The organism is Aestuariibacter salexigens DSM 15300, from assembly GCF_000429145.1.
GTDB classification, from domain to species: Bacteria; Pseudomonadota; Gammaproteobacteria; order Enterobacterales; family Alteromonadaceae; genus Aestuariibacter; species Aestuariibacter salexigens.
Window position 1 is genome coordinate 12,597 of the sequence record NZ_AUBH01000004.1, and the last position, 25,191, is coordinate 37,787.

Annotated in this window: 24 protein-coding genes and 1 riboswitch; of the genes, 6 read left to right on the top strand and 18 right to left on the bottom strand. The window is 45.5% G+C overall.

Going from position 1 to position 25,191, the window contains the following annotated elements:
- Window positions 1-12: 12 nt before the first annotated feature.
- The 5 genes from G441_RS0107410 to G441_RS0107430 form a co-directional block, all read right to left on the bottom strand.
- Complete coding sequence (locus tag G441_RS0107410; protein WP_240485100.1) at window positions 13-750, bottom strand: peptidylprolyl isomerase; 738 nt, start codon at window positions 748-750, stop codon at window positions 13-15.
- 111 nt (window positions 751-861) lie between these two features.
- On the bottom strand, window positions 862-1,545 hold the full coding sequence (gene narI, locus G441_RS0107415) for a respiratory nitrate reductase subunit gamma (protein WP_026375757.1): 684 nt from the start codon (window positions 1,543-1,545) through the stop codon (window positions 862-864).
- Window positions 1,546-1,547: 2 nt separating this feature from the next.
- A complete protein-coding gene (gene narJ / locus G441_RS0107420; protein WP_026375758.1) occupies window positions 1,548-2,288 on the bottom strand; it encodes a nitrate reductase molybdenum cofactor assembly chaperone in 741 nt (246 codons plus the stop codon).
- Window positions 2,288-3,820 (bottom strand): nitrate reductase subunit beta, encoded by a 1,533-nt coding sequence (gene narH, locus G441_RS0107425; protein WP_026375759.1) that lies wholly within the window; start codon window positions 3,818-3,820, stop codon window positions 2,288-2,290. The genes narJ and narH overlap by 1 nt, the downstream gene beginning before the upstream one ends.
- A gap of 2 nt (window positions 3,821-3,822) precedes the next feature.
- A complete protein-coding gene (locus tag G441_RS0107430; RefSeq protein WP_026375760.1) occupies window positions 3,823-7,599 on the bottom strand; it encodes a nitrate reductase subunit alpha in 3,777 nt (1,258 codons plus the stop codon).
- A 356-nt stretch (window positions 7,600-7,955) separates the two neighbouring features.
- On the opposite strand from G441_RS0107430, the gene G441_RS0107435 reads away from it, so the two are divergent.
- Window positions 7,956-9,722: an ATP-binding protein gene (locus tag G441_RS0107435; RefSeq protein WP_240485101.1), complete on the top strand. Its 1,767-nt coding sequence runs from the start codon at window positions 7,956-7,958 to the stop codon at window positions 9,720-9,722.
- A 25-nt stretch (window positions 9,723-9,747) separates the two neighbouring features.
- Here the strand turns inward: G441_RS0107435 and modC are convergent, their stop codons facing one another.
- The 4 genes from modC to G441_RS0107455 all read right to left on the bottom strand — a co-directional run bounded on the left by modC (window position 9,748) and on the right by G441_RS0107455 (window position 13,948).
- On the bottom strand, window positions 9,748-10,806 hold the full coding sequence (gene modC / locus G441_RS0107440) for a molybdenum ABC transporter ATP-binding protein (protein WP_026375762.1): 1,059 nt from the start codon (window positions 10,804-10,806) through the stop codon (window positions 9,748-9,750).
- Window positions 10,807-10,808: 2 nt separating this feature from the next.
- Window positions 10,809-11,534: a molybdate ABC transporter permease subunit gene (modB, locus tag G441_RS0107445; RefSeq protein ID WP_051275418.1), complete on the bottom strand. Its 726-nt coding sequence runs from the start codon at window positions 11,532-11,534 to the stop codon at window positions 10,809-10,811.
- The gene (gene modA, locus G441_RS0107450; RefSeq protein ID WP_026375764.1) at window positions 11,485-12,264 is read right to left on the bottom strand and encodes a molybdate ABC transporter substrate-binding protein; all 780 of its coding nucleotides are present in this window, start codon (window positions 12,262-12,264) and stop codon (window positions 11,485-11,487) included. Before modA ends, modB begins: the two co-directional genes overlap by 50 nt.
- Window positions 12,265-12,334: 70 nt before the next feature.
- Window positions 12,335-13,948 carry an MFS transporter gene (locus tag G441_RS0107455; protein ID WP_026375765.1) on the bottom strand — a complete coding sequence of 538 codons (1,614 nt, stop codon included), beginning with the start codon at window positions 13,946-13,948 and terminating at the stop codon, window positions 12,335-12,337.
- Window positions 13,949-14,255: 307 nt separating this feature from the next.
- Between G441_RS0107455 and narL the strand changes: the two genes are divergently transcribed.
- From narL to G441_RS0107470, 4 genes are read left to right on the top strand one after another with little or no spacing between them, the layout of a single operon-like run.
- Window positions 14,256-14,909 (top strand): two-component system response regulator NarL, encoded by a 654-nt coding sequence (gene narL, locus G441_RS0107460; RefSeq protein WP_026375766.1) that lies wholly within the window; start codon window positions 14,256-14,258, stop codon window positions 14,907-14,909.
- Between the two features lie 2 nt (window positions 14,910-14,911).
- Window positions 14,912-16,147, top strand: coding sequence for a molybdopterin molybdotransferase MoeA (moeA, locus tag G441_RS0107465; RefSeq protein ID WP_026375767.1), 1,236 nt, complete (start codon window positions 14,912-14,914; stop codon window positions 16,145-16,147).
- Between the two features lie 37 nt (window positions 16,148-16,184).
- Entirely contained in the window at window positions 16,185-16,529 is a 345-nt protein-coding gene (locus tag G441_RS20055; protein WP_169726060.1) for a YbaN family protein, read from the top strand.
- A 9-nt stretch (window positions 16,530-16,538) separates the two neighbouring features.
- Window positions 16,539-16,982: a CopD family protein gene (locus tag G441_RS0107470; protein ID WP_026375768.1), complete on the top strand. Its 444-nt coding sequence runs from the start codon at window positions 16,539-16,541 to the stop codon at window positions 16,980-16,982.
- On the opposite strand, the gene moaE is transcribed toward G441_RS0107470, so the two are convergent.
- The 7 genes from moaE to G441_RS0107505 form a co-directional block, all read right to left on the bottom strand.
- Window positions 16,960-17,424, bottom strand: coding sequence for a molybdopterin synthase catalytic subunit MoaE (moaE, locus tag G441_RS0107475; RefSeq protein ID WP_026375769.1), 465 nt, complete (start codon window positions 17,422-17,424; stop codon window positions 16,960-16,962). The two genes, G441_RS0107470 and moaE, sit on opposite strands and share 23 nt — an antisense overlap.
- A 2-nt stretch (window positions 17,425-17,426) precedes the next feature.
- A complete protein-coding gene (gene moaD / locus G441_RS0107480; RefSeq protein WP_026375770.1) occupies window positions 17,427-17,672 on the bottom strand; it encodes a molybdopterin converting factor subunit 1 in 246 nt (81 codons plus the stop codon).
- Window positions 17,669-18,163 carry a cyclic pyranopterin monophosphate synthase MoaC gene (gene moaC / locus G441_RS0107485; RefSeq protein ID WP_026375771.1) on the bottom strand — a complete coding sequence of 165 codons (495 nt, stop codon included), beginning with the start codon at window positions 18,161-18,163 and terminating at the stop codon, window positions 17,669-17,671. The genes moaD and moaC overlap by 4 nt, the downstream gene beginning before the upstream one ends.
- Window positions 18,160-18,705, bottom strand: a complete 546-nt coding sequence (gene moaB / locus G441_RS0107490) for a molybdenum cofactor biosynthesis protein B (RefSeq protein ID WP_026375772.1) — start codon at window positions 18,703-18,705, stop codon at window positions 18,160-18,162. The genes moaC and moaB overlap by 4 nt, the downstream gene beginning before the upstream one ends.
- A complete protein-coding gene (gene mobA / locus G441_RS19255; protein WP_051275419.1) occupies window positions 18,692-19,285 on the bottom strand; it encodes a molybdenum cofactor guanylyltransferase in 594 nt (197 codons plus the stop codon). The genes moaB and mobA overlap by 14 nt, the downstream gene beginning before the upstream one ends.
- A gap of 1 nt (window position 19,286) precedes the next feature.
- On the bottom strand, window positions 19,287-20,261 hold the full coding sequence (gene moaA, locus G441_RS0107500) for a GTP 3',8-cyclase MoaA (protein WP_026375773.1): 975 nt from the start codon (window positions 20,259-20,261) through the stop codon (window positions 19,287-19,289).
- Window positions 20,250-20,402, bottom strand: a riboswitch (molybdenum cofactor riboswitch). (Overlaps the previous gene by 12 nt.)
- Before the next feature lie 131 nt (window positions 20,403-20,533).
- Window positions 20,534-21,730, bottom strand: coding sequence for an alginate export family protein (locus G441_RS0107505; RefSeq protein ID WP_026375774.1), 1,197 nt, complete (start codon window positions 21,728-21,730; stop codon window positions 20,534-20,536).
- A 189-nt stretch (window positions 21,731-21,919) separates the two neighbouring features.
- Between G441_RS0107505 and moeB the strand changes: the two genes are divergently transcribed.
- Complete coding sequence (gene moeB, locus G441_RS0107510) at window positions 21,920-22,684, top strand: molybdopterin-synthase adenylyltransferase MoeB (protein WP_026375775.1); 765 nt, start codon at window positions 21,920-21,922, stop codon at window positions 22,682-22,684.
- A gap of 37 nt (window positions 22,685-22,721) precedes the next feature.
- Here the strand turns inward: moeB and ubiT are convergent, their stop codons facing one another.
- Window positions 22,722-23,306: a ubiquinone anaerobic biosynthesis accessory factor UbiT gene (gene ubiT / locus G441_RS18210; protein ID WP_051275420.1), complete on the bottom strand. Its 585-nt coding sequence runs from the start codon at window positions 23,304-23,306 to the stop codon at window positions 22,722-22,724.
- A 50-nt stretch (window positions 23,307-23,356) separates the two neighbouring features.
- The gene (locus tag G441_RS0107520; protein WP_026375776.1) at window positions 23,357-25,159 is read right to left on the bottom strand and encodes a thiamine pyrophosphate-dependent enzyme; all 1,803 of its coding nucleotides are present in this window, start codon (window positions 25,157-25,159) and stop codon (window positions 23,357-23,359) included.
- Window positions 25,160-25,191: the final 32 nt, after the last annotated feature.

Genomic DNA, 25,191 nt, shown 5'->3' on the forward strand with positions numbered 1-25,191 from the left:
GTCTAAACAACGCTACTGCATTAACATCGAATCATCGAATTCAAACTTGAAACCTTGTATATCTGCTTCGCTGACAAGTCGATGTAAATATTGCGAGAGTGCTTTTCGATGCACTTTATCATTAAGATACTGTTTGATTTTTTCGCTTACCATATCGTAGGAAAGCGGCTTGCCATCTACTTTTCTAGCAACAAGAACAACATGGTAACCATAGCGAGTCTCTACCGGCTGTGGCATCAGCCCCTCATTAGCGGCAAATACCTGGCGTTCAAACTCCTTTACTGTCTGGCCATGTGAAAGCTGGCCTAAGCTGCCGTCAACATCTTTGGAAGGACATGAAGAAAACTGTTTTGCTAACTCGCCAAAAGTCGATTCCCCGCCTTGCAACTTATGAATAAGGTTAACCGCCAAAGCATGGGATTCAGCCCTGTGTTCAAGATCTTTTGGGTCTGATGCAATCAATATATGACTTGCTTCAATTAGCGGAGCTGTTTTAAACGTACCTTTGTTTGCGCTGTAATAGCGCTCGCATTCCTCGGTTGTAGCTTCCGGTACGCTGACTTCAGAGGCTAATAAGCTATCAATCAATGGACTGTTTTGTTCAATTGCATCTGAATCAGGATTAATCGGGATCCCTTTCTCCATCGCTTTTTGCGTAACCAGCTCACCAATAATCAATGTTTCTGCCGCTTTTACCATCGCTTGTCGGCGTGATTCTGCGGGATGATACTGAACCTCAGCGTCGATCATAGCCGCGCTAATGGTTTTTCCGTTTACTGTAATATCTGGTGTATTTGTAAGTGACATTGTCAATCCTACTTAAAAAGGAGGCTTCCCTGCCCCAATGTGTGGTTGTGGAAATTATGCTCTTGAACGAACAACCTGATAGCTTCTGCGCACGTACTGCACAGGAACGCTCCAAATATGAACCAAACGGCTAAATGGGAATAGTACGAACAGAGTAATACCTAATGTAACGTGGAACTTGTAAACCGGATGAACCGTTGAAATAAACTCAACTGCTTCGACAGGTCTGAATGTCAGTAAGTAACGAGACCAGCTCATGAGGTTATACATCACAGCACCATCCATATGGCCTGAAGAGATCACGATCGTAAACATACCCACGATTAACTGCAGATAGATAAGTAACAGGATGCCAGTGTCCATCATACTACTGTTAGCGCGGATCCTGGGGTCAAACAGACGGCGTTTCACCAGCATGGTTAAGCCAATGAAGCAAAGTACACCAAAGAAGCCACCCACACCCATGGCGATCACTTGCTTAGTTGCGAGAGAAATTCCAAGTGCGTGCCAAATCTCCCACGGCAAAACGAGGCCGGCAAAATGTCCTAATAGGATCGCAATGATACCGACATGGAACAAAATGTTGGCTATCCGGAAGTTTTTGCTACTTAGCATCTGGCTTGAACCCGTCTTCCAACTGTACTGCTCTCGGTCATAGCGCAGAAGACTGCCGAGAAAGAAAATCCCGGTTGCGATATAAGGATAGATGCCAAAAAAGAACATATCTAAAAACGCCATAACTAGCTCCTTATTGCTTGCTCAGCCGCTTGGGCTGACGAATTATCTACAAAACTGATGGGAACATCCTGGTCACGACGTTGCGTCTCAGAGGGTCGATTGACCTGAGACGGGCAACCGCCGTTTACTGCGTCGCCTCCAAAAGTAACAGCCTCTTCTTCCCAGACTTTGTCCAACGCTTTTTTGGTATCATCGCGCTTCTCATCTTTGACTTGCTCACGTAATGCCTGCACATCAATAGCCGCCCCAGAAAGCGCAACTAATGCAGAAAAGACTGCACCATAGTTACTGCCTCTTTTTTCTAGGCGCACTTGGAGAAGGGCAAGGATTGGCGAGATGTCCTGCAACCAGCCTTTGCCATTCTCGCTGCCTTGTGTGCTAACAAATTCAAGAAACAGAGGGATATAATCAGGTAACTCCCTTACACCGATGTCCAGACCCGCTGCTCGGTACTGTTCAAGCAAATTGACCATAGCCTGGCCCCTGTCGCGCGATTCACCATGAATGTGTTCATAAATGAGTAGCGACAATGAACGACCCCGTTCAAACAGACCATCATAGTCAGACTGCCAGTCAAGTAAGCTGTCTGAGAATCGCTGATCAACAAATGCAAGCAGACTCGCTTTGTTGGTTTCATCAAGCTCAGCATCGTTTGCGATGAACTCTGCGATATCGATACTGTGCTCGTACAGCGCCTCAGTCGGATAATCAAGAAGTCTTGAAAGGACTTTTAAAATTTCCATTATTCTTGTACCTCCACAGGGATGACTTGACGAACGGTTTGTTTTTTACCGCCAAATAGGTCTATGCTGCTGTCACCGCCACTACAGCCGTTACCGAAGCTGAAACCACAACCCGATTTCATGTCATAAGCATCAGCTGCATACGCTTTGTGGCTGGTCGGAATGACAAATCGGTCTTCGTAATTGGCAAGCGCCATATAACGATACATTTCTTCAACTTGCGCAACACTGAGACCAGCTTGCTCTAGCGCTTCCAGATTTTCTTCACCGTCAACCTGTTGTGAACGCTTAAACTTACGCATCGCCATCATGCGTTTTAAGGCATGTTCAACTGGGGCTTCGTCACCGGCGGTTAACATATTGGCCAAGTACTTCATTGGAATACGTAGTGCTTTTAAGTCTGGGAAGACACCATCCATGGGTACACTACCAGCCTCAACAGCGCTTTGAATTGGGCTCAAAGGCGGTACGTACCACACCATTGGCAGTGTGCGGTATTCAGGATGAAGCGGCAGTGCGACTTTCCAGTCCATTGCCATCTTGTAAACAGGAGACTCTTGCGCCGATTTTAACCATGCGTCGGGAATACCCTCTTTGCGTGCTGCTTCCTGTACCGCCTCATCGAATGGGTCGAGGAAGATATCGCACTGCGCCTGGTAAAGATCCTTATCATTGGCAACACTGGCGGCTTCTTCCACACGGTCAGCATCATAGAGCATAACGCCTAAGTAGCGAATGCGACCTACACAGGTCTCAGAACAGACTGTGGGTTGTCCAGCTTCAATACGTGGATAGCAGAAAATACATTTCTCAGATTTACCGGTTTTCCAGTTGTAATAAATCTTCTTGTACGGGCATCCGCTGACGCACATCCGCCAGCCGCGACACTTGTCCTGATCGATCAACACAATGCCGTCTTCTTCACGCTTGTAGATTGCCCCAGATGGGCAGGACGCTACACAAGCTGGGTTGATGCAATGCTCGCACAGGCGCGGCAGATACATCATGAAAGTCTTTTCAAACTCACCGTACATATCGGCCTGGATCTGATTGAAGTTACTGTCAGCACGACGCTTGGAAAACTCTGTACCGAGGATTTCTTCCCAGTTAGGGCCCCAGTCAATTTTTTCCATGCGCTGACCCGTAATCAATGAACGAGGACGTGCAACAGGTTGGTGTTTACCCTCACCGGCTTTATGCAGATGCTGATAGTCGAAATCGAACGGCTCGTAGTAATCATCAATACCCGGAAGATCAGGGTTGGCGAAAATGTTGGCCAGAATGCGCAGTTTACCACCCTGTTTGGGAGTTAGTTTGCCATTGCTATGCCGAGTCCAGCCACCATTCCATTTTTCCTGATTCTCCCACTCTTTGGGATAGCCAATACCCGGCTTGGTTTCGACATTGTTAAACCATGCGTACTCGACACCTTCGCGTGATGTCCATACATTCTTGCAAGTTACAGAGCAGGTGTGGCAACCGATACATTTGTCAAGGTTGAGCACCATGCCTATTTGAGCTCTAACTCTCATGATTAACCCTCCGCTCCAAAGTTGTTAAATTCATCTGTGCTCTGTTCGACGCTGTCATCGTCCAACCAGTCGACCTTCGCCATTTTTCTCACGATAACGAATTCGTCCCGGTTACACCCCACAGTGCCGTAGTAGTTAAATCCGTAGGCCTGTTGCGCGTAACCACCGATCATGTGCGTTGGTTTCATCACTGCCCGCGTAACAGAGTTGTGGATACCACCGCGTGTTTTGGTGACCTCTGAACCGGGCACGTTTACAATGCGTTCCTGAGCGTGGTACATCATGCTCATGCCTTCCGGCACACGCTGCGAGACAACAGCCCTTGCTGCAATCGCACCGTTAACGTTGAAGACTTCGATCCAATCGTTATCGACAATGCCTGCGCGCTGCGCGTCAGGTTCGGAAATCCACACAATCGGGCCGCCGCGAGACAGTGTCAGCATCAACAAGTTGTCCGAATAAGTGCTGTGGATCCCCCATTTCTGGTGCGGGGTTATCCAGTTCAGTGCAATCTCTGTGTTGCCATTGGGTTGTTTGTTCATCATTGGCTTCACAGTTTTAAGGTTGATTGGCGGCTTATACAGGCACATGGTTTCACCAAAATCGCGCATCCATTCATGATCCTGATAAAACTGTTGACGACCTGTTACGGTGCGCCAAGGAATGTACTCATGCACATTGGTATAACCCGCGTTGTATGAGACATGCTCATCTTCTAACCCTGACCAGGTCGGCGAGCTGATGATTTTGCGGGGCTGAGCCTGCACATCTCTGAAGCGGATCTTTTCTTCTTCTTTGGGTTTCGCCAGATGAGTGTGATCCAGGCCGGTAAACTCGCTTAGGGCTGACCAAGCTTTCACTGCAACTTGGCCGTTGGTTTCCGGCGCAAGTGAAAGGATCACTTCTGCCGCATCAATGGCTGTTTCAATTTTGGGTCGACCTTTGTTCGCGCCTTCTTCAACATGGCGACGATTTAACTGGCCTAGGAATTCGACTTCTGTCTCTGTATTCCAGGTTATTCCTTTGCCACCGTTACCAAGTTTTTCAAGCAACGGCCCTATCGATGTGAATCGCGCATAAGTATTGGGATAGTCGCGCTCAACCACAATCATATTCGGAGCAGTTTTGCCTGGGATAAGGTCACATTCGCCTTTCCACCAGTGTTTCACACCAAAGGGTTGTGCGATTTCCGCTGGCGTATCGTGCAGAATCGGTAAGGTAACTAAATCTTTCTCTACACCTAAGTGGCCAACCGCGGTTTTCGAGAACTGCTTGGCTATACCTTTGAAAATATCCCAGTCAGAACGAGACTCCCACACCGGGTCTACCGCCGCACTCAATGGGTGAATAAACGGGTGCATGTCAGAGGTATTGAGATCGTCTTTCTCGTACCAGGTTGCTGTTGGTAAAACAATGTCTGAGTACAGACAGGTGGTTGACATACGGAAGTCGAGAGTCACCAACAAGTCAATTTTACCTTCTGCGGCTTCATCGACCCATTTGATGTCTTCTGGCTTTTTACCACCGTCTTCGCCAAGATCTTTGCCCATCAAACCATGCTTGGTACCAAGCAAGTGACGTAGCATGTATTCGTGGCCTTTACCTGAAGAACCAAGCAAATTCGAACGCCAAATAAACAAGTTACGCGGATAGTTTTGCGGATTCTCAGGCTCCAAGCATGCAAAATTAAGTTCACCGCTCTTTAATTGTTCCACAGCATAGTCCTGTGGTGACTTACCAGCAGCTTCTGCATCTCTGCAAAGCTGCAGCGGATTCATGCCAAGCTGTGGAGCAGATGGTAACCAGCCCATGCGTTCGGCTCGGCTGTTGAAATCGATAATCGAACCAGACCACTTGTCTTTGTTTGCCATCGGAGAAATGACCTCGGTCATCTCCAATTTCTCATAGCGCCACTGGCTTGAATGATTGTAAAAGAAAGACGTTCCATTCATATGGCGCGGAGGACGTTGCCAGTCAAGACCAAACGCTAGCGGTTGCCAACCAGTTTGAGGACGCAGCTTCTCCTGACCCACATAGTGTGCCCAGCCGCCACCACTTTGACCAATGCAACCACACATCATCAACATATTGATAAGACCACGGTAGTTCATATCCATGTGATACCAGTGGTTCATACCCGCACCAACGATAACCATAGAGCGACCTTTGGTCTTATCTGCGTTAGTTGCGAATTCCCGAGCAATTTTGATGACATCTGCGCGTGGTACACCGGTGATTTGCTCCTGCCAGGCCGGGGTGTATGGAATGTCTTGGTCGTAGCTGCTGGCTACATTCGGATCGTCATAGCCATTGTCTACACCATAGTTGGCCAGCGTTAAGTCAAACACAGTGGCAACATAAGTTTCAGAACCATCGGCAAGTTTGACTTTCTTAGCTGGCACTTTGCGTAGCAACACGTCATCGTGCTCAGTATTCTGGAAGTAGCCAAATTCATGCTCAGCGCCACCAAAGTACGGGAATGCAACACTTACCAGCTCATCGTGGCTACCTTTCAGGCTTACCCGCAAATCGAGTTCATCACCTGATTTACCATCAGTTTGGGTGATATTCCACTTACCTTTTTCACCCCAGCGATAACCAACTGAGCCCGTGGGCGAGACCAGTTCGCCATCTTTATCGTTGATTGAGATAGTTTTCCATTCAGGATTGTTGTCTTGACCGAGTTGGCCATCTAGATCGGACGCTCTTAGGAAACGGCCCTGATGTAGACTGCCGTCTTCCGCTTTGTCCAGCATGACCAGAACCGGGAAGTCGGTGTAGCGCTTCACGTAGTCAGAGAAATAAACTGATGGTTTCTCGACATGGAACTCTTTGAGAATAACGTGGCCGAACGCCATCGCTAGTGCCGCATCAGTTCCTTGTTTTGGTGCCAGCCATTGGTCAGTAAGTTTTGCCACTTCCGAATAATCAGGCGTAATGCCAATGACCTTGGTGCCTTTGTATCGAACTTCTGTGAGGAAGTGCGCATCCGGCGTCCGTGTTTGCGGAACGTTTGAGCCCCAGCAAATAATGTAGTTCGAGTTATACCAATCAGCCGACTCTGGCACATCGGTCTGCTCACCCCAAATCTGAGGAGATGCTGGCGGTAAATCGCAGTACCAGTCATAGAAGCTCAAACAGTTACCACCTATCAACGACAGATATCGTGCACCCGCGGCATAGGAAACCATCGACATGGCAGGGATTGGTGAAAAACCTGTAATACGGTCAGGGCCGTAGGTTTTTGCTGTATATACATTCGCAGCCGCGATGATCTCATTGGCTTCGTTCCAGTTAGCGCGAACAAATCCCCCCAGGCCTCGTTGTTGTTTGTATTCTTTGGCTTTGGCAGGATCTTCAACAATAGAGCGCCATGCCTCTACTGGATCCTGGTGTTGAGCTTTAGCTGCACGCCACAGTTTTACTAAGCGTTTACGGATTTTAGGATGTTTGAGGCGATTCGCACTGTAGATGTACCAAGAATAACTTGCGCCTCTAGGACAACCCCTGGGCTCATGATTGGGAAGATCCGGGCGTGTGCGTGGGTAATCAGTTTGCTGAGTTTCCCAAGTTACCAAACCATCTTTCACGTATATCTTCCAGGAACATGACCCGGTACAATTAACACCGTGGGTTGAACGCACAACTTTGTCATGCTGCCAGCGACGGCGATATCCGTCTTCCCACCCTCTACTTTCATTCGTAGTAACACCGTGACCGTTCGAAAACGGCTCTTCGTTACGTTTGAAGAACTGCAATCTGTCTAAAAAATGACTCACGCCAGACTCCTTTATCAATGGAATAGCAACGATAAGATGCGCTGCAAACTCAAGCTTTATATGGATTAAAGTGCATTGTTAATCGCACGGCAAGAGCCCGAAAACAGCGTTAAATAAGGGAGTTACCACCAAAGTGGTAGAGGCGTTTTTTTGCTTTTCCTTTGTATTAAAGGGATCTAGACTGATGTCATTAAGAACTGATTACAATTTGAGCGTAAGTTAATCTTTGGAGGTATCACTTGTGAGTCGACTTAGTTTCTACATAACCCATGCAACCCATTAAAAGCTTCATACATTCGACTGTATTTAAAATCGCCGCACTAATGTTTTCGGTTAGCTTTTTGGCGATCGTCAGTATGTTTACAACCGTGTTTATGAGTGACGGTGCCCAGTTCGATGCTCAGGCGGTGAATGTGGCGGGTTCATTGAGAATGCAGACGTATCGAATTCATAGCTTCATGCTCGACAATCCAAATGATATTGAGACCATCAATCAATTAGTTGACGAATTTGACCTGACCCTGAATACCGGCGTGCTGGTTAATCAACAGGCACTTAGGGACAGTGGAGATATCGCAAAGCATCATGCGGCAGTGACAAAAAACTGGAGTGAAAGAGTTAAGCCGTTGATCGAAACCTATTTGACAGCTTCAGGTGATCCCAACACCTCCAGTCTGGATGGTTTTAACAAACTGGTAGAAGATATCGAGCTACTTGTTGGTGCTTATCAAAAACATGCTGAAACTAATATCGCTACGATTCGATTAGTCCAAAGTCTTGCGTTATTTAGTACCCTGATACTTATTGCCCTTGCCATGGTGATTGTGCACCGTCACATAGAGCAACCACTGTCGAAACTGACTTGGGTAGCCCATCAGATAGGAAAAGGAGATTTTACTGCCAAAGCAGAAGAGACTGGCAAAGGCGAGCTTGCAATACTGGCCAGAACAATAAATAAAATGAGCGGTAGCTTGTATCGTTCAAAGTCTCAACTTGAAGAACAAATTAAGCGTAAAACAAGAAAACTATCGCGCTCTAATCAATCCCTCGAATTGCTGTTTCAAGTATCTCGCAAACTTAACGAAGTGGAACCGGGCTCTGTTGATTTTCAGCCCTTACTCAACAAGCTGGCAGCCGTGACTGGTGTGAAAGACCTGGATCTGTGCATTATGACAGCGCAAGGCACGGGCCCTTATGAACATTTGATGAGTACAGAGAAGACGATTCCAGATAAGTGTCAGCAGCAACTCTGTCATGACTGTACTGAGCATGATTCGCTATTCCCGCCTGTTAATGGGCAAATGAAGTATCAGTTAAGTATTGGTGATCAACACTATGGTGTCTTGGTAGTGAGTTTGGATGAAGGGAGTATTCTGGAAGACTGGCAGCACCAGTTGTTTGAAGCCATTGCTGAACAGGTCGCCAATGGATTGAGCATGAAATATCAAAATGAGCAGCGCAGGCGCATCGCTTTGATGAATGAGCGCACGGTGATAGCCAGAGAACTGCATGATTCACTAGCGCAGGCATTATCCTATTTGAAAATTCAGGTGACACGATTACAACGACTGCAGCAGAAAGAGAGTGCTCAGGAGCAAATAGACCAAGTTATTGATGAGTTAAAGAACGGGCTCGGTGCGGCTTACAGTGAACTACGAGAATTGCTAACGACTTTCAGATTAAAGTTAGATGGACAGGGCATCAAAGCCGCATTAGAGCAAACGATTTCGCAATTGCAAAACCGCTCAGACGATTTCAGTTTTACGCTTAATTATCACGTTAGCAATATTCCATTCACGCCTCAAGAAGAAATACATCTATTGCAAATTGCCAGAGAAGCAACCCAAAACGCCTTCTATCATTCTCAAGGGTCTAATATTGAAATTGGCATCACCAGTAATTCTCTTTCCGAAGTGATATTGACGGTTAAAGATAACGGAATTGGCATCCCTGAAGACCCGAATAAACTTAATCATTATGGCCTAGCCATTATGAAGGAACGCAGCCGAAACCTGGACGGTGAACTAACAGTCAAACGTAATGATGAGCGTGGCACCACGGTCATGTTTAGTTTCATTCCAGAGTATGCACGGACGCTCGAGTTAAAGAGTAAAAGTGCTTAGTTTTCCGCGCCTTTAGCGAATTTTATTAGCTGTGAATTGCGACTGATTTCACCTGCAATAACACTTGGTTGCCAACACGCAAACCCAAATTTGCTAATCCGCGTTTGGTTACTGCGACCATAAATTCGTGTTCGCCGACATTAGCTTTAACGATTGCTTGGCTAGGATGATCACCCTCATTGATTGCCACAATCTTAGCTTTGAACACGTTTTGAAAACTGGCGTCACCTGCAGAATTGGCCAAAGCTATATCTTTACTTAAAATCTGCACCCTTACTTCATCACCTATCGACATTTTGGTATTGGGTAACCATAGTTTTTGATCACTGATAGATAAACAAGCTAAATGCCATCTCTTATCAATCTCGATAATTTTCCCGGTCAAAACAGACGATATTTCTCCGTTTAACCTTAGTGGTAGTTTTTCGTTTGTAAGTGATGCCGACAGCGAATCGCTGGATACAACCCTGCCTTCGTGCATGACAACAACATGGTCTGCAAGCATTGCCACTTCTGGCGCAGCGTGAGTAACATACAGCATTGGGATGCTCAGTTGCCGTTTAATACGCTTAAGGTAAGGTAAGATCTCACGCTTTCGGTCATCGTCAAGTGATGCCAAAGGTTCATCAAACAACAAAATCTTGGGATTTAACGCCAATGCGCGAGCTATGCCAACACGCTGCGCTTCCCCACCTGATAAAGCTGCAGGTTTCTGCTCCAATAAGTGTTCAATACCCAACACTGCGATTGTTTCATCCAGGTTCTTCTTGCTTGCCTCAATGGCGCGTTTGATACCGTAATCTAGATTGTCTTTCACACTGAGATGACTGAATAGGCTTGGCTCCTGAAAGACATACCCAACGTCTCTCTTATGTGGCTTCAGCTTTATACTCTTACTTTCCCAAACTTCATTAGCGATGGAGCAATGTCCGGTTGCCTCGTTTTCTAAGCCAGCGACACAGCGTAGTAGTGTCGTCTTACCGCAACCAGAATGCCCATAAAGCACGCTGATGCCAGTATCAGGAAGTTTTAGATCTACATTCAGATTAAAGCGCCCTTTGGATAGTCTGTAAGCCAATTTCACGATTACTTACTCTTCACAAGAGCGACTGCAAAGCTCCGTCGCCGGATCCATTGCAGCAGCGTTAACGTCAAAAATGAGAAGACAAGCATGATCACTGACAGCGTGTGTGCAGCGCCATAATTCATACTTTCTACATGGTCATAGATTTGAATTGAGACGACTTGTGTTTCACCCGGAATGTTTCCGCCAATCATCAAAATAACGCCAAATTCACCAACCGTATGAGCAAAGGTCAAAACAATAGCGGTAAGGATACCGCTTTTTGATAGCGGCAATACGACGGAAAAGAAAGCATCGATAGGTGACGCTCTCAATGTAGAAGCGACTTCTAGTGTTCGATTTGGAATTGCCTCAAAAGCAGACACAAGGGGCTGTATGGTAAAAGGTAAGGAATAAATAATTGAGGCTATAACCAAGCCTGTAAACGTGAAGGGGAATAAACCAATACTCAACTGCGTTGTTATTTTCCCAACAGGCCCATCTGGGCCAAGCATTAATAATAAGTAAAAGCCCAACACCGTAGGCGGCAAGATGAGTGGCATGGCTACCAAGGCTGTTAAGAGGTTTGTGAGTTTGGAGTTAGATCTAGCCAACCACCAGGAAAATGGAATTCCGAAAAATAACAGGATGATGGTTACCGTACTCGCCAGCTTCAAAGTCAGAAGCAAAGCTTGCAAATCACACGCCGATAGCACTTGTAGTCTCCTGATTGGGTGTTTCAAATCCATACTGTGTCAGTAGCCTTACGACTTCTCCACTTTGCATAAAAGCATGAAACAACCATGCTGCAGGTTTTTCTCCACCGCGTTGAGTAACAATAAAACCTTGAAGTAGCGGAGAGTGCAGTGTTTCTGGTATCAACAGGTAGGATGCATTTGAAGAGTTTGACGCAGACTTGACCAACGACAACGCAACGATACCCGCATCGACATGTCGATTAACGATAAATTGAGTAGTATGAGAAACGCTATCACCATAGATGATTTTTGACGTAAGTTGAGTCCACAATCCAGCTTGTTCTAGTGCCTCTCTGGCTTTCATGCCATAAGGTGCATGTCTTGGATTAGCAATTGCAATTCTCTCAAAGTCAGCGTGAAGCAAAGAGGCAAGTTGGCTATTGGACATATCGTTTTTATGACTCAGCAATACCAGTCTACCCTTGGCGTAGGGGACAACGTCCGACGATGAATAGCCCAACGATTTTAGCTGCTGTGGAAAACTAATATCCGCTGAGAAATACAGGTCGTAAGGTGCGCCATTGCGGATCTGCGTACGAAACTTGCCAGACGAACCAAACGAAGTTTTAACTTTTATGTCCGGATTTGCTGATTCGAATAAACTTACGATGTCTTTCATCGCAAATTTAAGATCTGACGCTGCCGCTATTAACAACTCATCAGCATTCACGACCGAATGAACAAACAGGGTTATCGAGAACAAGATTAGCTTTAAACGCATGATGGTCTAACCATGGTGAAACGATTAAAGGCGCGATTGCTCGCACCTTTGTATCGATTATTGGAACTGCCTAAGGATTATAAAACTCGCCATCTTTGCGTAGATAGAACCAGTAATTAATCAAAACGCAGACACCGTAGAACACTGCAAAGCCAATCAACGCAACTTCTGGAGTAGTGGCCTGGATTTGCTCACCAATAACTTTGGGAATGTAAAAGGCACCATATGCCGCTACCGCTGACGTCCACCCAAGCACAGGGCCCGCTTGTTCTTTGGGGAATACTTGTGCGATGGTTCTGAAGGTTGAACCATTGCCGATGCCTGTGGCTGCAAATAGAATCAGAAACAACACAAAGAATGGTATAAAGAACTCTTCTGGTGTGGCAGATTGATAAGCTGCCTGCATGTAGTAAGCTGCACCGAGTGCGCTAGCGATCATTACAATTGAGCATATTTGTGTGACTAAAGCTCCGCCGATTTTGTCAGAAATCCAGCCACCTAAAGGACGAATAAGTGCGCCAATAAAAGGGCCCATCCAAGCATACATTAGAGCACTTGGGCCATTCGGGTTAATGGTATTGTGCGTCATCACTCCATCGACCATGACATGGCTATAACCGAAGATAACTTTGATCGCTAGCGGGAATGATGCCGCGAAACCGATAAACGAACCAAACGTCATGGTGTAAATTACGCTCATCACCCAGGTGTGCTTGTTGTTAAAGATTTGATACTGACGAGTCAGACTCTCACCAATTGAACCTGGCAGCATTTTCAAGATGACTACCGTGGCAGTAACCACCAGCACTAACACAACTTCCTTAGGCACACCGAATCCGGAACCGTTTGCGGTCTCAGGTAGCATTAACCACAGGCCAAAAGCAGCCACAACCAGACCAATGCTGAGCATAACGGTTATTAGGGCAAAGGATGTCAACGGATTGCCAATATTCGGAGAAACATCAGGCGTGCGAATATTATTCATTCCAAACCATGAAAGGAAGAATAAGGGGACAAGTAATAGCAACCAGACAAAGCCTGCATTTGAAATATAGCTTTCGGTGCCTGCAGGGATTTTTCCGATAAGCGTGCCTGATGCATTGATTAGCGTCATTGGGTCACCGCTAAACGCGCCAAAAGCGGCAAATGTCATAAAAAGTGGCACAACGATTTGCATCGTGGTTACACCGAAGTTACCCAAGCCGGCGTTCATACCCAGAGCCAATCCTTGCTGTTTCTTCGGGTAAAAGAAGCTGATATTTGACATGGATGAAGCGAAGTTTCCGCCGCCGAAACCTGATAACAATGCTAGTAGTTGAAATTGCCATAATGGCGTATCGGGGCTTTGTAACGCAAAACCAGTTCCTACTGCGGGAATCATCAATAACGCCGTCGTAAAGAATATGGTGTTTCTACCGCCGCATAATCGAATAAAGAAACTGCTGGGAATTCTTAGTGTCGCTCCCGTCAATCCTGCAATTGCCATCAAGGTAAAGAGTTCGGCCTTAGCGAATGTGAATCCGAGATTAAGCATTTGGACGGTAATAATGCCCCAATAAAGCCAGATAGCAAAACCAGCTAGCAAACTGGGAATCGAAATCCACAAATTGCGATTCGCTATTTTTTTTCCCTCTTTTTCCCAGAAATCCTGGTCTTCTGGATCCCATTTGTGCAGATCAGACATAACGCTTACTCCAACATAGAATGACATTTATTTGGTCACACTATGGTCGACACACGCTGAGCTAACAATCTGCTTCAGTAGGTAGCCAGGCGAGGCATTGTGGGAACAAAATACACGGTTCCTGGCATATCGTGTGTTGAAAGTGGTACGGCTATCTTGCTGTATTCCCTATATTTAAAGGGTTTCAACGAAAGTCTTTTGCTACCCCTTAAGTGGTAGCTTGATTACCTCCAGTAACTTAAGAGAAGTTCACCGGTTCGTGTATAGTTAAACTAAAAGAAGCATAAGCGTTTGTAAGGAGGCATACATGTTCGACGACAAACCCGCCACCATCATGATGGTCGACGACCATCCTTTATTGCGTAAAGGATTAAACCAACTCATCGAATTTGAAGATGATTTAGAAGTCGTTGGAGAGGCGAGTTCAGGAAAAGAAGCCATCGAAATGGCGGTGCAATTGGAGCCTGACCTGATCACGCTAGATTTGAACATGCAAGGGATGGATGGACTCGAGACGCTTAAACATCTTCGAGATAAAGGTGTTGATTCGCGCATAATCATGTTGACCGTATCTGACAATGATGAAGATGTTGTTGAAGCAGTGCGTTCAGGTGCAGATGGTTATCTGCTGAAAGACATGGATCCCGAAGACATCGTCGACAAACTGCGTGAAGCCGCACTTGGCAAAATGGTAATGAGTGCAAAGCTGACTGAGGTACTGGCGACTGCATTAAGAAAACCTGAAAGAGCCGGAAGTCGTGCATTGGCTAGCCTGACCAGTCGAGAACTGGAGATCCTCAAGCTTATCGCCAAAGGCATGAGCAATAAGCTCATTGCACGGGAATTGGACATTTCTGATGGTACGGTAAAAGTCCATGTGAAGCACTTTCTTAAGAAACTGAATCTACGCTCTCGCGTAGAGGCAGCAGTATGGATGGTTAACCATCAAAAAGGAGCATAGCGATGGGTTGTGGTTGCGACGCAAAAGGCCTTATGCCGGTAGAACAAGCAAAACAAATCATCTGGGACACTATCACTCCGATTAATAATATAGAGAAATGCAAACTCGATTCAGCATTGGATAGAGTGCTGGCCGAAGACGTGATTTCACCAACTAACGTCCCAGGTTTCGATAATTCTGCAATGGATGGTTACGCTATTCGCCATCAGGATCTGTCTTCTGCCAATACTTTCAATTTGGTCGGCAAGAGCTTTGCTGGTAACCCATTCAACGGCGAGCTAGACAAGTATCAGTGCGTGCGAATTATGACCGGCGCACAAATCCCATCAGGTGCGGATGCGGTGGTAATGCAAGAAAACACCATTGTTAACAACGATAAAATCACGGTCACCCATGCTGTAAAACTTGGTGAAGCGATTCGCATTGCAGGCAGTGATATCGCTAAAAGGTCAGTCGTGCTGCCAAAAGGAAAGAGATTAACTGCAATTGATGTAGGCCTTCTAGCGTCTATCGGGATCGAAAAGGTTTCAGTTTTCCGCAAACTTAAAGTGGCACTATTTTCAACCGGTGATGAGCTATTACAACCGGGAGACATACCTCAACAAGGTAAAATCTTTGACAGCAATCGGCCCATGCTTCGCGCGATGTTAAGGCGTCTTGGCGCTGAGGTTCTGGACTTAGGTGTGATAGAAGATGATCCGGATAAAATCCGTGATGCCTTTACCCAAGCTGATGCAAATGCAGATTGCGTAATCACTTCTGGCGGCGTGTCAGTGGGTGAGGCTGACTACACGCGCGAAATCCTGGAAGAGATTGGCAAAGTAGACTTTTGGAAGCTGGCCATTAAACCTGGCAAACCACTCGCGTTCGGCAGATTAGATAACAGTTTGTTTTTTGGTCTTCCTGGTAATCCAGTATCAGCGGCAGTCACCTTTGACCAAATTGCCGCCCCCTCGTTATCACTTTTAGCAGGCTGTACACCAGAAGGTAAAATTGCCGTTAAAGCCATTGCAAAGAGTAAGTTTAGAAAGAAACCAGGACGAACTGACTATCAACGTGCAATCTGTTACCGCGATGACAATGGTCAACTAATAGTCGACTCTGCCGGTTCACAAAGCTCCGGCGTATTGTCCTGTTTTACCACTAGCAATTGTTATGCAGTGCTTGAGAACGGTCGAGGAATGGTAGAACCGGGAGAAACAGTTAATGTGCAGTGGTTTGATTCTGTGTTGAGATAAACTGGTGATGCGGACACAGCTGACCCGGTCGATATACATGCTAACAGGTTTACTGGCCTGTCTTTGTAGCATTGTCGGGATGGTATTGCCACTTATTCCAACTACGCCTTTTCTACTCCTATCGGCGTTTTGCTTTTCTAAAAGCTCGAACACGTTGCATCAGTGGCTACTATCGCAGCCATTGCTTGGAAGAGTGATAAACGATTGGGAACAATCCGGTGTAATTGCCCTGAAAACCAAGGTTGTTTCTAGTGCTTGCATGATGGCAATGATAACCGTTGCATTACTAATTGGTGAATACACTTATTGGATAATCACTTTAGTAGTTGCCGTATCCTTGTTGGTTTTAGCCTTTATATGGAGCAGACCCAGTCGAGGTTGACGTTATTATATGTATGGTTATTTGATACTTGCTCATATTTTAGGAGCGACTATATGGACAGGTGGCCATATTGTATTGTCTCTTGCTGTTTTACCCAGAGTGCTGAAAGAGAAATCCCCTGAACGTTTGCTGGACTTTGAATCCGCATTCGAGCGTGTTGGTAAACCAGCCATGCTAGTCCAGATCATTACTGGTTTACTGTTGGCGCATCGACTACTGCCCGATTTTTATCTATGGCTGGACTGGGCCAATCCTATATCGAGGGTGATTAGTATAAAACTCACATTACTTGCGTTAACGATACTATTAGCCGCTGACGCTAAACTCAGGGTCTTGCCAAAATTATCGCAGCAAAATTTATGGGATATGGCCGCCCATATAATTGCTGTAACCCTGCTTTCTATCCTCTTCGTAATAGTCGGCGTATCTTTCAAGACTGGTTGGTTGTATTAGCCCAGCGATCCATTGCCTCCTGGTCAGACGACCTACTAGCAACCCACTTCATACCTTCTGACGTCCCCTCTTGTTTCCATAAAGGTGCGCTGGTTTTAAGGTAATCAATAATAAATTCACATGCCTCAAAAGCACTTTTGCGGTGCTTTGATGTCACGCCAACGAACACAATCTGCTCCTGTGGCCCAATTGTGCCTACTCTATGGATCACTCTTATTTGCCCTAATTGCCAGCGTTTTCGCGCTTCGCTGCATATTCGCATTAGCGATTTTTCGGTCATCCCAGGGTAATGCTCTATGTGAATTCCCGATACGGAGCCCTCGACATTAAAGTCCCTCACTAACCCCGTAAAAGTAACTACGGCTCCGTCGCCATCTGCCTCATCCTTAAGCGCCTGGTATTGTTCACAGTGATCAAAATCGCCACGTTGAACACTAATCATTGTTAACCTCCCGTAACCGGTGGGAAAAACGCTATTTCATCACCATCGTTTATTTTTGCGTCTTTTCCACAAAGGGTTTGGTTCACCGCACACAGTACGTCTCTTTCTTCGAGCAAACGCCAGTTTGCTCCGCGTTCGACCAGCTCATGTGCGACATCGGCAACAGTGTTTTCACCGGCATATTCAAGGTTTAAAGACGATGTACCTATGCTTTCACGAAGACTTGCGAAAAGTTTAATCTGTATCATGCTGAGCGCCTCCACAGTCCAGTTTTACCACCGCTTTTTTCAGTGACTTTCAAGCCATGAATAACCATTTCTGGATCAACAGCTTTACACATATCAAAAAGCGTCAGCGCTGCTATCGAGACACCAGTAAGCGCCTCCATTTCAACGCCAGTATTGCCATTTAATTTGCATTGACAGGTTATCTTTATTTGCCTAGATAACTCATCAGTTTCAAAATCTATGTCGACTTTACTGAGCAAAAGCGGATGACATAGCGGCACCAGATCGGCACATTGTTTTGCCGCTTGTATGCCTGCTACTCTTGCGACACTAAAGACATCACCTTTGGCCAGCTGGTTTTCAATTATTTGCTCAAGCGCAATGTCAGAAACACTGACAAAGGCCTCTGCTATTGCCATGCGCGTCGATGCCGCTTTTTCGCTCACATCGACCATGTTCGCTTTGCCATGATTATCAATATGGCTTAGTACGGAATGGGTTGACTGAGTCATACCGCTCTGCTCGCGCATCGAAGTGCTTCATTGGTTTGCAAATGCGGCACGAAGTTACAGGGGCCATGGGCACCATTTAATTGCGCTTCAATGATACCAGTCCATGCAGTTTTGCAAGCATTAGTAGACCCAGGTAGGCAAAAGATGACCGTATTGTTTGCCAATCCGGATATAGCCCTTGATTGGATCGTTGAAGTACCTATTTCCTTGAACGACAAATATCGAAACAACTCGCCGAACCCCTCAACTTCTTTGTCCAACAAGGGTTTTACCGCTTCTGGTGTGGAATCTCTCGACGTGAATCCGGTCCCTCCAGTTACGATTACGGCTTGTATCGCTGGATCCGCGATATAAGCTGAGACGTTGGCCCTGATCAGATAAATGTCGTCAATAACAATGTCTCTTTTAATTACCTGATGACCTGCATCAGTCGCATTCACCGCGAGATACTCGCCAGAGGTATCTGTGCTTCTATCTCGCGTATCAGATACTGTTAGAACAGCAAGACCAAGTGATTCAAATTGTTTGTTAGCATGTCCCATGACGAACCTCAGTTGGTACAGAACACTCGGTTGTTTCGAAATGTTGCATCGCAAAACGCCATTGTTCTGGTGTGTTTGAATTGAAAAGGGGTGACTGCTGACGCAGTTGCAGCTTCATTAAAGGGAAATGCGTGCAAAAGCGGTCAACAGAAAAACTGTTTGTACACCGCAGTGTGTAATCCAGGGTTTGGCGGGTCGTCTCGGTATTACGTAAGTAAAGCGGCAAACTGTGTTCACCAAATCTGACATTGCTTGAGAACTTTTCGCCGCTGTCCAACAAGCGCTGAATTGTGCAAACATCCATTAGCGGCAGATCGATCGGCAGTATGAATAGATTTTTGTCAGGAAAGCGCATGGCAGCACTGTGGATACCAGATAAAGGCCCCTTGCCTGGATACAAATCTGAAAAATGTCCAGCTTTGCCGTCATTACGACTGATAACAATTTTACTCACCGATGTTTCAAGTAACAGCTGGTAAGTTCTGCTCAACATGGTTGATTGCGCGATCGTTAGCAATGCCTTGTCTTGCCCCATTCGGCTAGAAGCACCTCCCGCTAGAATGACGCCAATTGTGTTCATGTTACCCTCCTAGCATAGCCAGTTGCTTCGTTGCACCCGTAAATCCTTGATGCAGAAAATGCTGACTGTGTTTTTGTTGAAGATGAGAAACAATTGCCTGCTGTGCACCGGATACATCACCGGCAGACAAAAACGAACGGATGCTGACTCCTTGCTCAGCAAACAGGCACAAATGCAGTTTGCCTTGTGCGGAAACACGCAATCGATTACACGATTCACAGAAATCTTTGCTATAAGGCATTATGAGACCGATATTTCCCGAAAATTCGGGGTGCATGAATTCCTGTGCAGGCCCAGCATCGGTTTCTCGAATGATGCGCTGCCACCCTTGTTCAAGAAGTCGATCTTTGATCGTTTGCCCGGCGACATGATTTTTATCAAAAAAGCTTTTGTTGTCTCCGGTCTGCATAAGCTCAATGAACCGCCAGGTAACCTTGTGGGAACGCAAGTAGTCAAAAAATGCATCTAACCCTTTGTAGTTGAATTGCTTGAGCATGACCGTGTTTAGTTTAATGTTGCTGATGCCTAACTGAGCTGCTCGTTCAACACCCAACAGTATTTCTTCCAGCTTTTGTTTGCCAGTGATTGCTGCAAACATGCGTGGGTCTAGGCTATCGGCACTGACATTTATCGCATCAAGACCAGCCTGCTTATACCTTTCGATATCCTGATTGAGTTTGAACCCGTTTGTTGTTAGGGCGACTTTTTTAATGCCGTCGACTTTCTTGCAGGTTTCGATGATTTCACACAAATCTTTACGCAGTGCCGGCTCGCCGCCAGTAATGCGCACTTTGGTTGTACCCAGGCCAGCAAACGCTTTCACCAAGGTTTGAATTTCGTTTACGGACAAACCGCGTTTGGGTGTGTTGCAGTCGTTGCCATCCGGAAGACAGTAGTTGCAGCGGAAGTTGCATAGTTCAGTTACTGAGAGTCTCAGATAATTGAATCTTCTTCCGAATGAGTCTTGTAAGTTCATCTAACACCTTTCCAAATGTCGAGCGTTACAGCTCGTGGGCGGCAGGTTGATTTCTCTGACTACCGGGCAACTTCTCAGTTGCGGCTCCAGTACCATAGTTGTTAGCACCTTAGGCACTAGAGCTCGGAGTTTTTGTTACCCTAAGTTTGGCGTAAAAGTGTGGTTTTTGTTATTGCGCTGAAGGAATACTCACAAGGGGGTATAAAAAAGCCGACCCATATTGAGTCGGCAAATAACGCGTGGAGGACGTTATGGAAGCTATGAGCAAATCCCTAGAAAGTGAAAGTCATCATTGCCCAGAGTTTATTGGTATCAACTGCGAAATCATCGGCACTGTAGTTTGCATAACGCAGTAAGAAGTTGGTGTTTTTGTATACTGGATAGGTGGCATTGAAATTAAATTCATTACCATAGTCTACTGACCCTACATCTGATTCAAACTGGTGCCATACACCCAATAGTTTCAGTTTACCAATGCTGCCAGACGCTTTAATGTATAGATCATTAATCCCTTGTCCTGGCGTGGCAAGAAACTTGTCAGCGAACCCCTGAAACTTGTGCAGAGTAGCTAAAGGCGTTGTGAATCCTTTGCCATTATCGCTGCCAAGTGATTCGTAACCTATACCCAAATTCACTGCTGACAATTTAGTGCTTAACTCTAACGCCAGGTAATCTGTGGAAAAGTCTGTTGGATTGTCACCAGTTTCGTTTTGACGCGCATAGGCAGCGTGAATGTTTACGGCGGAAATCTTGCCATCGTAACTCACACCAAGTGTGCGTGTTGCGATTGCGTTAGCGGTATCAAAGTCTAGTTCATAGGCGAAACCCGCCATCTTGTGATCAGCATTGATTTTATACGTGACGTTCAGTAGATGTATATTGCCACCTAAATCTGAATTTGGGCTATCGGTACCAAAAATACGATTAACGTTGTGTATGTAGCTGTAGTCAACATTCAGGCCAGACTGATTGTCGTATCTTAGGCGATAACCATCATAGGTTTGCTCATTTTGACGCCAGCCCACACCACCCACGAATCTTTGGTCATTATGATTGATGCGCTGTCGACCAGCTGTGAAATGCAGTGATTCAGTTTTGTACCCCACATAAGCTTGGTTGAAATCTGAACCAATAGGGTCGGCAACCACAGGATAGATGTTATTGCCATTGACAGTGCTATTGAAGTTTTCGTTGCCCAGTGCGGTAACATTATCGAACTCTAGTTGTGTGTAGAAGCCACCAAAATAGGCACTTTTGTAACTCAGTCGGGTGAGCAAGGTTGAAGCATTGGCCTCTTTGTCAATGTTATCCTGGTCAACACGCTCGTATCGATATCGTAGCTTAACGTCGGCCTCGCCATCAGCGATCGCTTGTTGAAAATCTGCGAATCCGGTCGCAAACGAAACATTTGGCATTATTAAACCCGCCGCACATATGCTGGCGATAGCCGTTGCTAATCGTGTTTTCATAGTATTCTCCTCACTAAATGCTGCTAGTGATTCTACGCCTCAACAGAAATAAAACCATTAAATATCATATAGATACCTACACTTACTCGATATTTGAAAATTGAGGTACACCGACTACCTCTTTTGGGGAATTGTTGCTCTTAGGCTTGAGTGGTAAAAAGAAATGCAGCAAAGGTTGTGAGATGAACAATGGAAAAAGAGCTCACCACAAAACAAGCAATGCGATATAGCCGCCATGTCCTGCTTTCTGGCTTTGACCTGGATAAACAGGAGATCCTGATAAACAGTAAGGTCTTGATTCTAGGCGTTGGCGGGTTGGGGTGTGCTGCAAGCCAATATCTAACCGCAAGTGGAGTTGGTCATCTAACTCTGGTCGATGATGATAAGGTAGAGCTCACCAACTTACAGCGACAGGTGTTGCATACAGAGAAGTCTGTGGGCACCAACAAAGTTGATTCAGCACGACTGGCGCTTCAGCAAATCAATAGTGAAGTCAACATAACAGCGCTCTGTATACGCCCTTCGGAAAAGCAACTAGATGAGCTTATTGCCAAACAAGATATTGTGCTGGATTGTACTGACAATTTGGAAAGCCGAAATAGGATAAACCAAATTTGCTACCGACAATCAACTCCTTTGGTTTCTGGTGCTGCTATACGCATGGAAGGCCAGATACTGTGTATTGATCCACGCCAACAAAGTGCTTGCTATGCATGCGTGAGCCATTTTTTTGGTGAACAAAATCTGTCTTGCGTCGAATCGGGTGTCATGTCACCACTTGTTGGAATAATCGGTGCAATGCAGGCGCTTGAAGCCATAAAGCTAGTCACACATTATGGCAATCCACTTTGCAATCGACTGCATCTATATGATGCTATGCAAGCAACCTGGAGTGAGTTTAAATTGCCGCGACAACATGATTGCCAAGTTTGCGGTTGCAATGCCCAGTTTTAATAAAAATCCTTTTGCGCCGACTGGAAACAAACGCTAGTTATAGCGAGGCCTGCACAACATCATTGTACTTTGTGAGGGCACAAACCACTAAGCTTGGAAATGTGCTTGTATCCAATTCATCGAGAAAATTCTTAACCTGCAAACCTAACTCGGTATTGCCAGTTACCAGCAGTTTGCGTTGAAAAAAAAGAGTGTCCGGATCCTGCTCTCTTAAAGCAATACTGATTAAACTATCGATATCGCAACTAAAGGTAACGTCAGGTTCTTGTTCGATTTGCGTCTTTACCACAATTGACTGATTCCTGAGTCGCAAATGTTGGACTTCTCGGACAGAAATAAAAAACTGGTATGGAATGTTGCTAATAATTATTGCTAGCCAATGTTCTTCTAGAAAACGAAGTGATTCATCAGCTAATTGCTTCGCAAAAAAATTTGACAATGTCGTCTGTGTCACCCATGACTGAAACGAGGATGGCAATCTAGTAAACGCCTTTGTTATGTCTTTCGGTAGTGCTAGTAATTGGTGTTGCACTCGTTTTTTCGCAATGCAAATTAAAGGATTACTGCGTGACTTCGAGTTTAAATTGTGCCACAACATATCGAAAGGCGTTGTCTTATTCATTGGCCATAACCTATAAAATTGAGTAGTGGTATTTGAACTTCGTTCATTAACTATCCAGCAACAGCGAGATCCCAGGCTTCTTTTGCACCTTGCTTGCCATTTTTCATTTGTATGAATAAATTCAGCATACTTATCTCTCGACTGAGTTTGTCTGAATTAGGGTCTACCGGTATTTCTAATAGAGTTATCCCACAATTTGATTCAACCGCGCTTTGTAATTGAGTCTTCAATTCTCCTATTGTTTTGCACTGAAACCCTTTGCCGCAATATGCTTTAACAAGCGTCAGGACATCAAATTCGGGGCTTGAACAATGATACATTGTGCTTTCACCACTTTTGCCAAGGTGGAAGATGTTGTTACGCATATAGAGGATAACAACCGCCAAATTCTCTCGTTGAAAGTGAATTAACTCATTTAATTGAAAATGAAAGCCTCCATCACCGGTAATAACAACCGCAATGTCTGACGAGTTTGCGGATTTTAGAGTCTTAGCTACAGCTCGCGCATAGGGCAGACTACTACCCATAGCACCATACCATGGATTGGTTAGCCAAGGCCGACAGTGACTTGACTGCTTAGTCTCTAGACTGTAGGAGGCGAAATACGAATTACCGATTTCTGGTAGATAAATTAACGAAGGAGATATCTGACTTTGCACATCATTGAGGGCATCTGCAAGATTATGGAAGGCGACGCTGTCATTATCGTTTACAAACGGGCGACGCTTTTCTTCCAGCAATGTATCAAAAACATGGATGTCGCTCGCTAGTAAGTTTTCAAAGACATGTAGCAAACCTTGTTGATTTTGAACGGTCCCTTTTACCATGGTTTTATTTTCAAATGATTGAATAACATGTGTGCCTGAACAAAAAGCATTATTCGTATCTTGACTCTGGATACTGGTATCGACTTCCAAGATGTAATCAACTTTCTGTTCAATGTAGTATCGTACGTGATCTGGACTAAATACGCCGTTATAGCTTCCTACGGATAGCGGATCAGACTCATCTAAAACACTTTTTGCCAGCCAGCTAGTTGCATAAGGAATATTGAATTTGTGCACAAAATTCCGCAGTTGTTCACATAATCTTGTATTCAACTTGACGTTCTCGCCGACAAACAGAAGTGGATGGCTTGATTCATTCAATTTTTCAACAATGTGTTCAGCGATATGCTGCGCACCATCTAACACATAGGTCTCATGATTTAAGTCACCGGGTGTTTGTGGCAGCTTTAATGCCTGGGTGGGCTCAAAGACTAAATCACGGGGTATCTCAATGAAAACAGGCACTTTATTGGCATAGGCGTGAGCAACCAATTGAAAAAAACGTTCAGCCGCCATATTCGGCTGTCCTTTCGATCTTGCGCCTTGCAATCTTTCAGTTCTCATACCTAATGCACGAAATGACTCTAAGGCACAATCATATTTCATCATCCATTCAGAGCTGGAGGCCACACTATGATGCAGCAGCGTGTCAGAAATTTCTTGCTCGCCGGGTGCTCCCGAAATAAATACTACTGGCAGCTTCTCGGCTATTGCAAGGGCAGCTGGACTGGAACAAGGTAAACTACCCACGGTGAATGTTGTCAGCGTTGCACCTAAACCTGAAATTTGAGCTTGAGCACAAGCAGCATAGCCAGCGTGCATTTCGTTACTGGAAGGCGCAGTGTCAAGTTTTCCTTCAAAAGCGCTGATAATATTATCTGCAAAATCACCTCCTACCCCGAACACTGTCTTACATCCAAACAGCGTCAGGATGTCAGCCATCACGTCACCAAGTAGAGGAAGACTTTTAGCGTATTCAGTACCCAGATTTTGCGCGCAGTGCTCACGCATATTTGCACTCACCATAACTTGCTCCTAACCAATGGGCCTATTCAAAT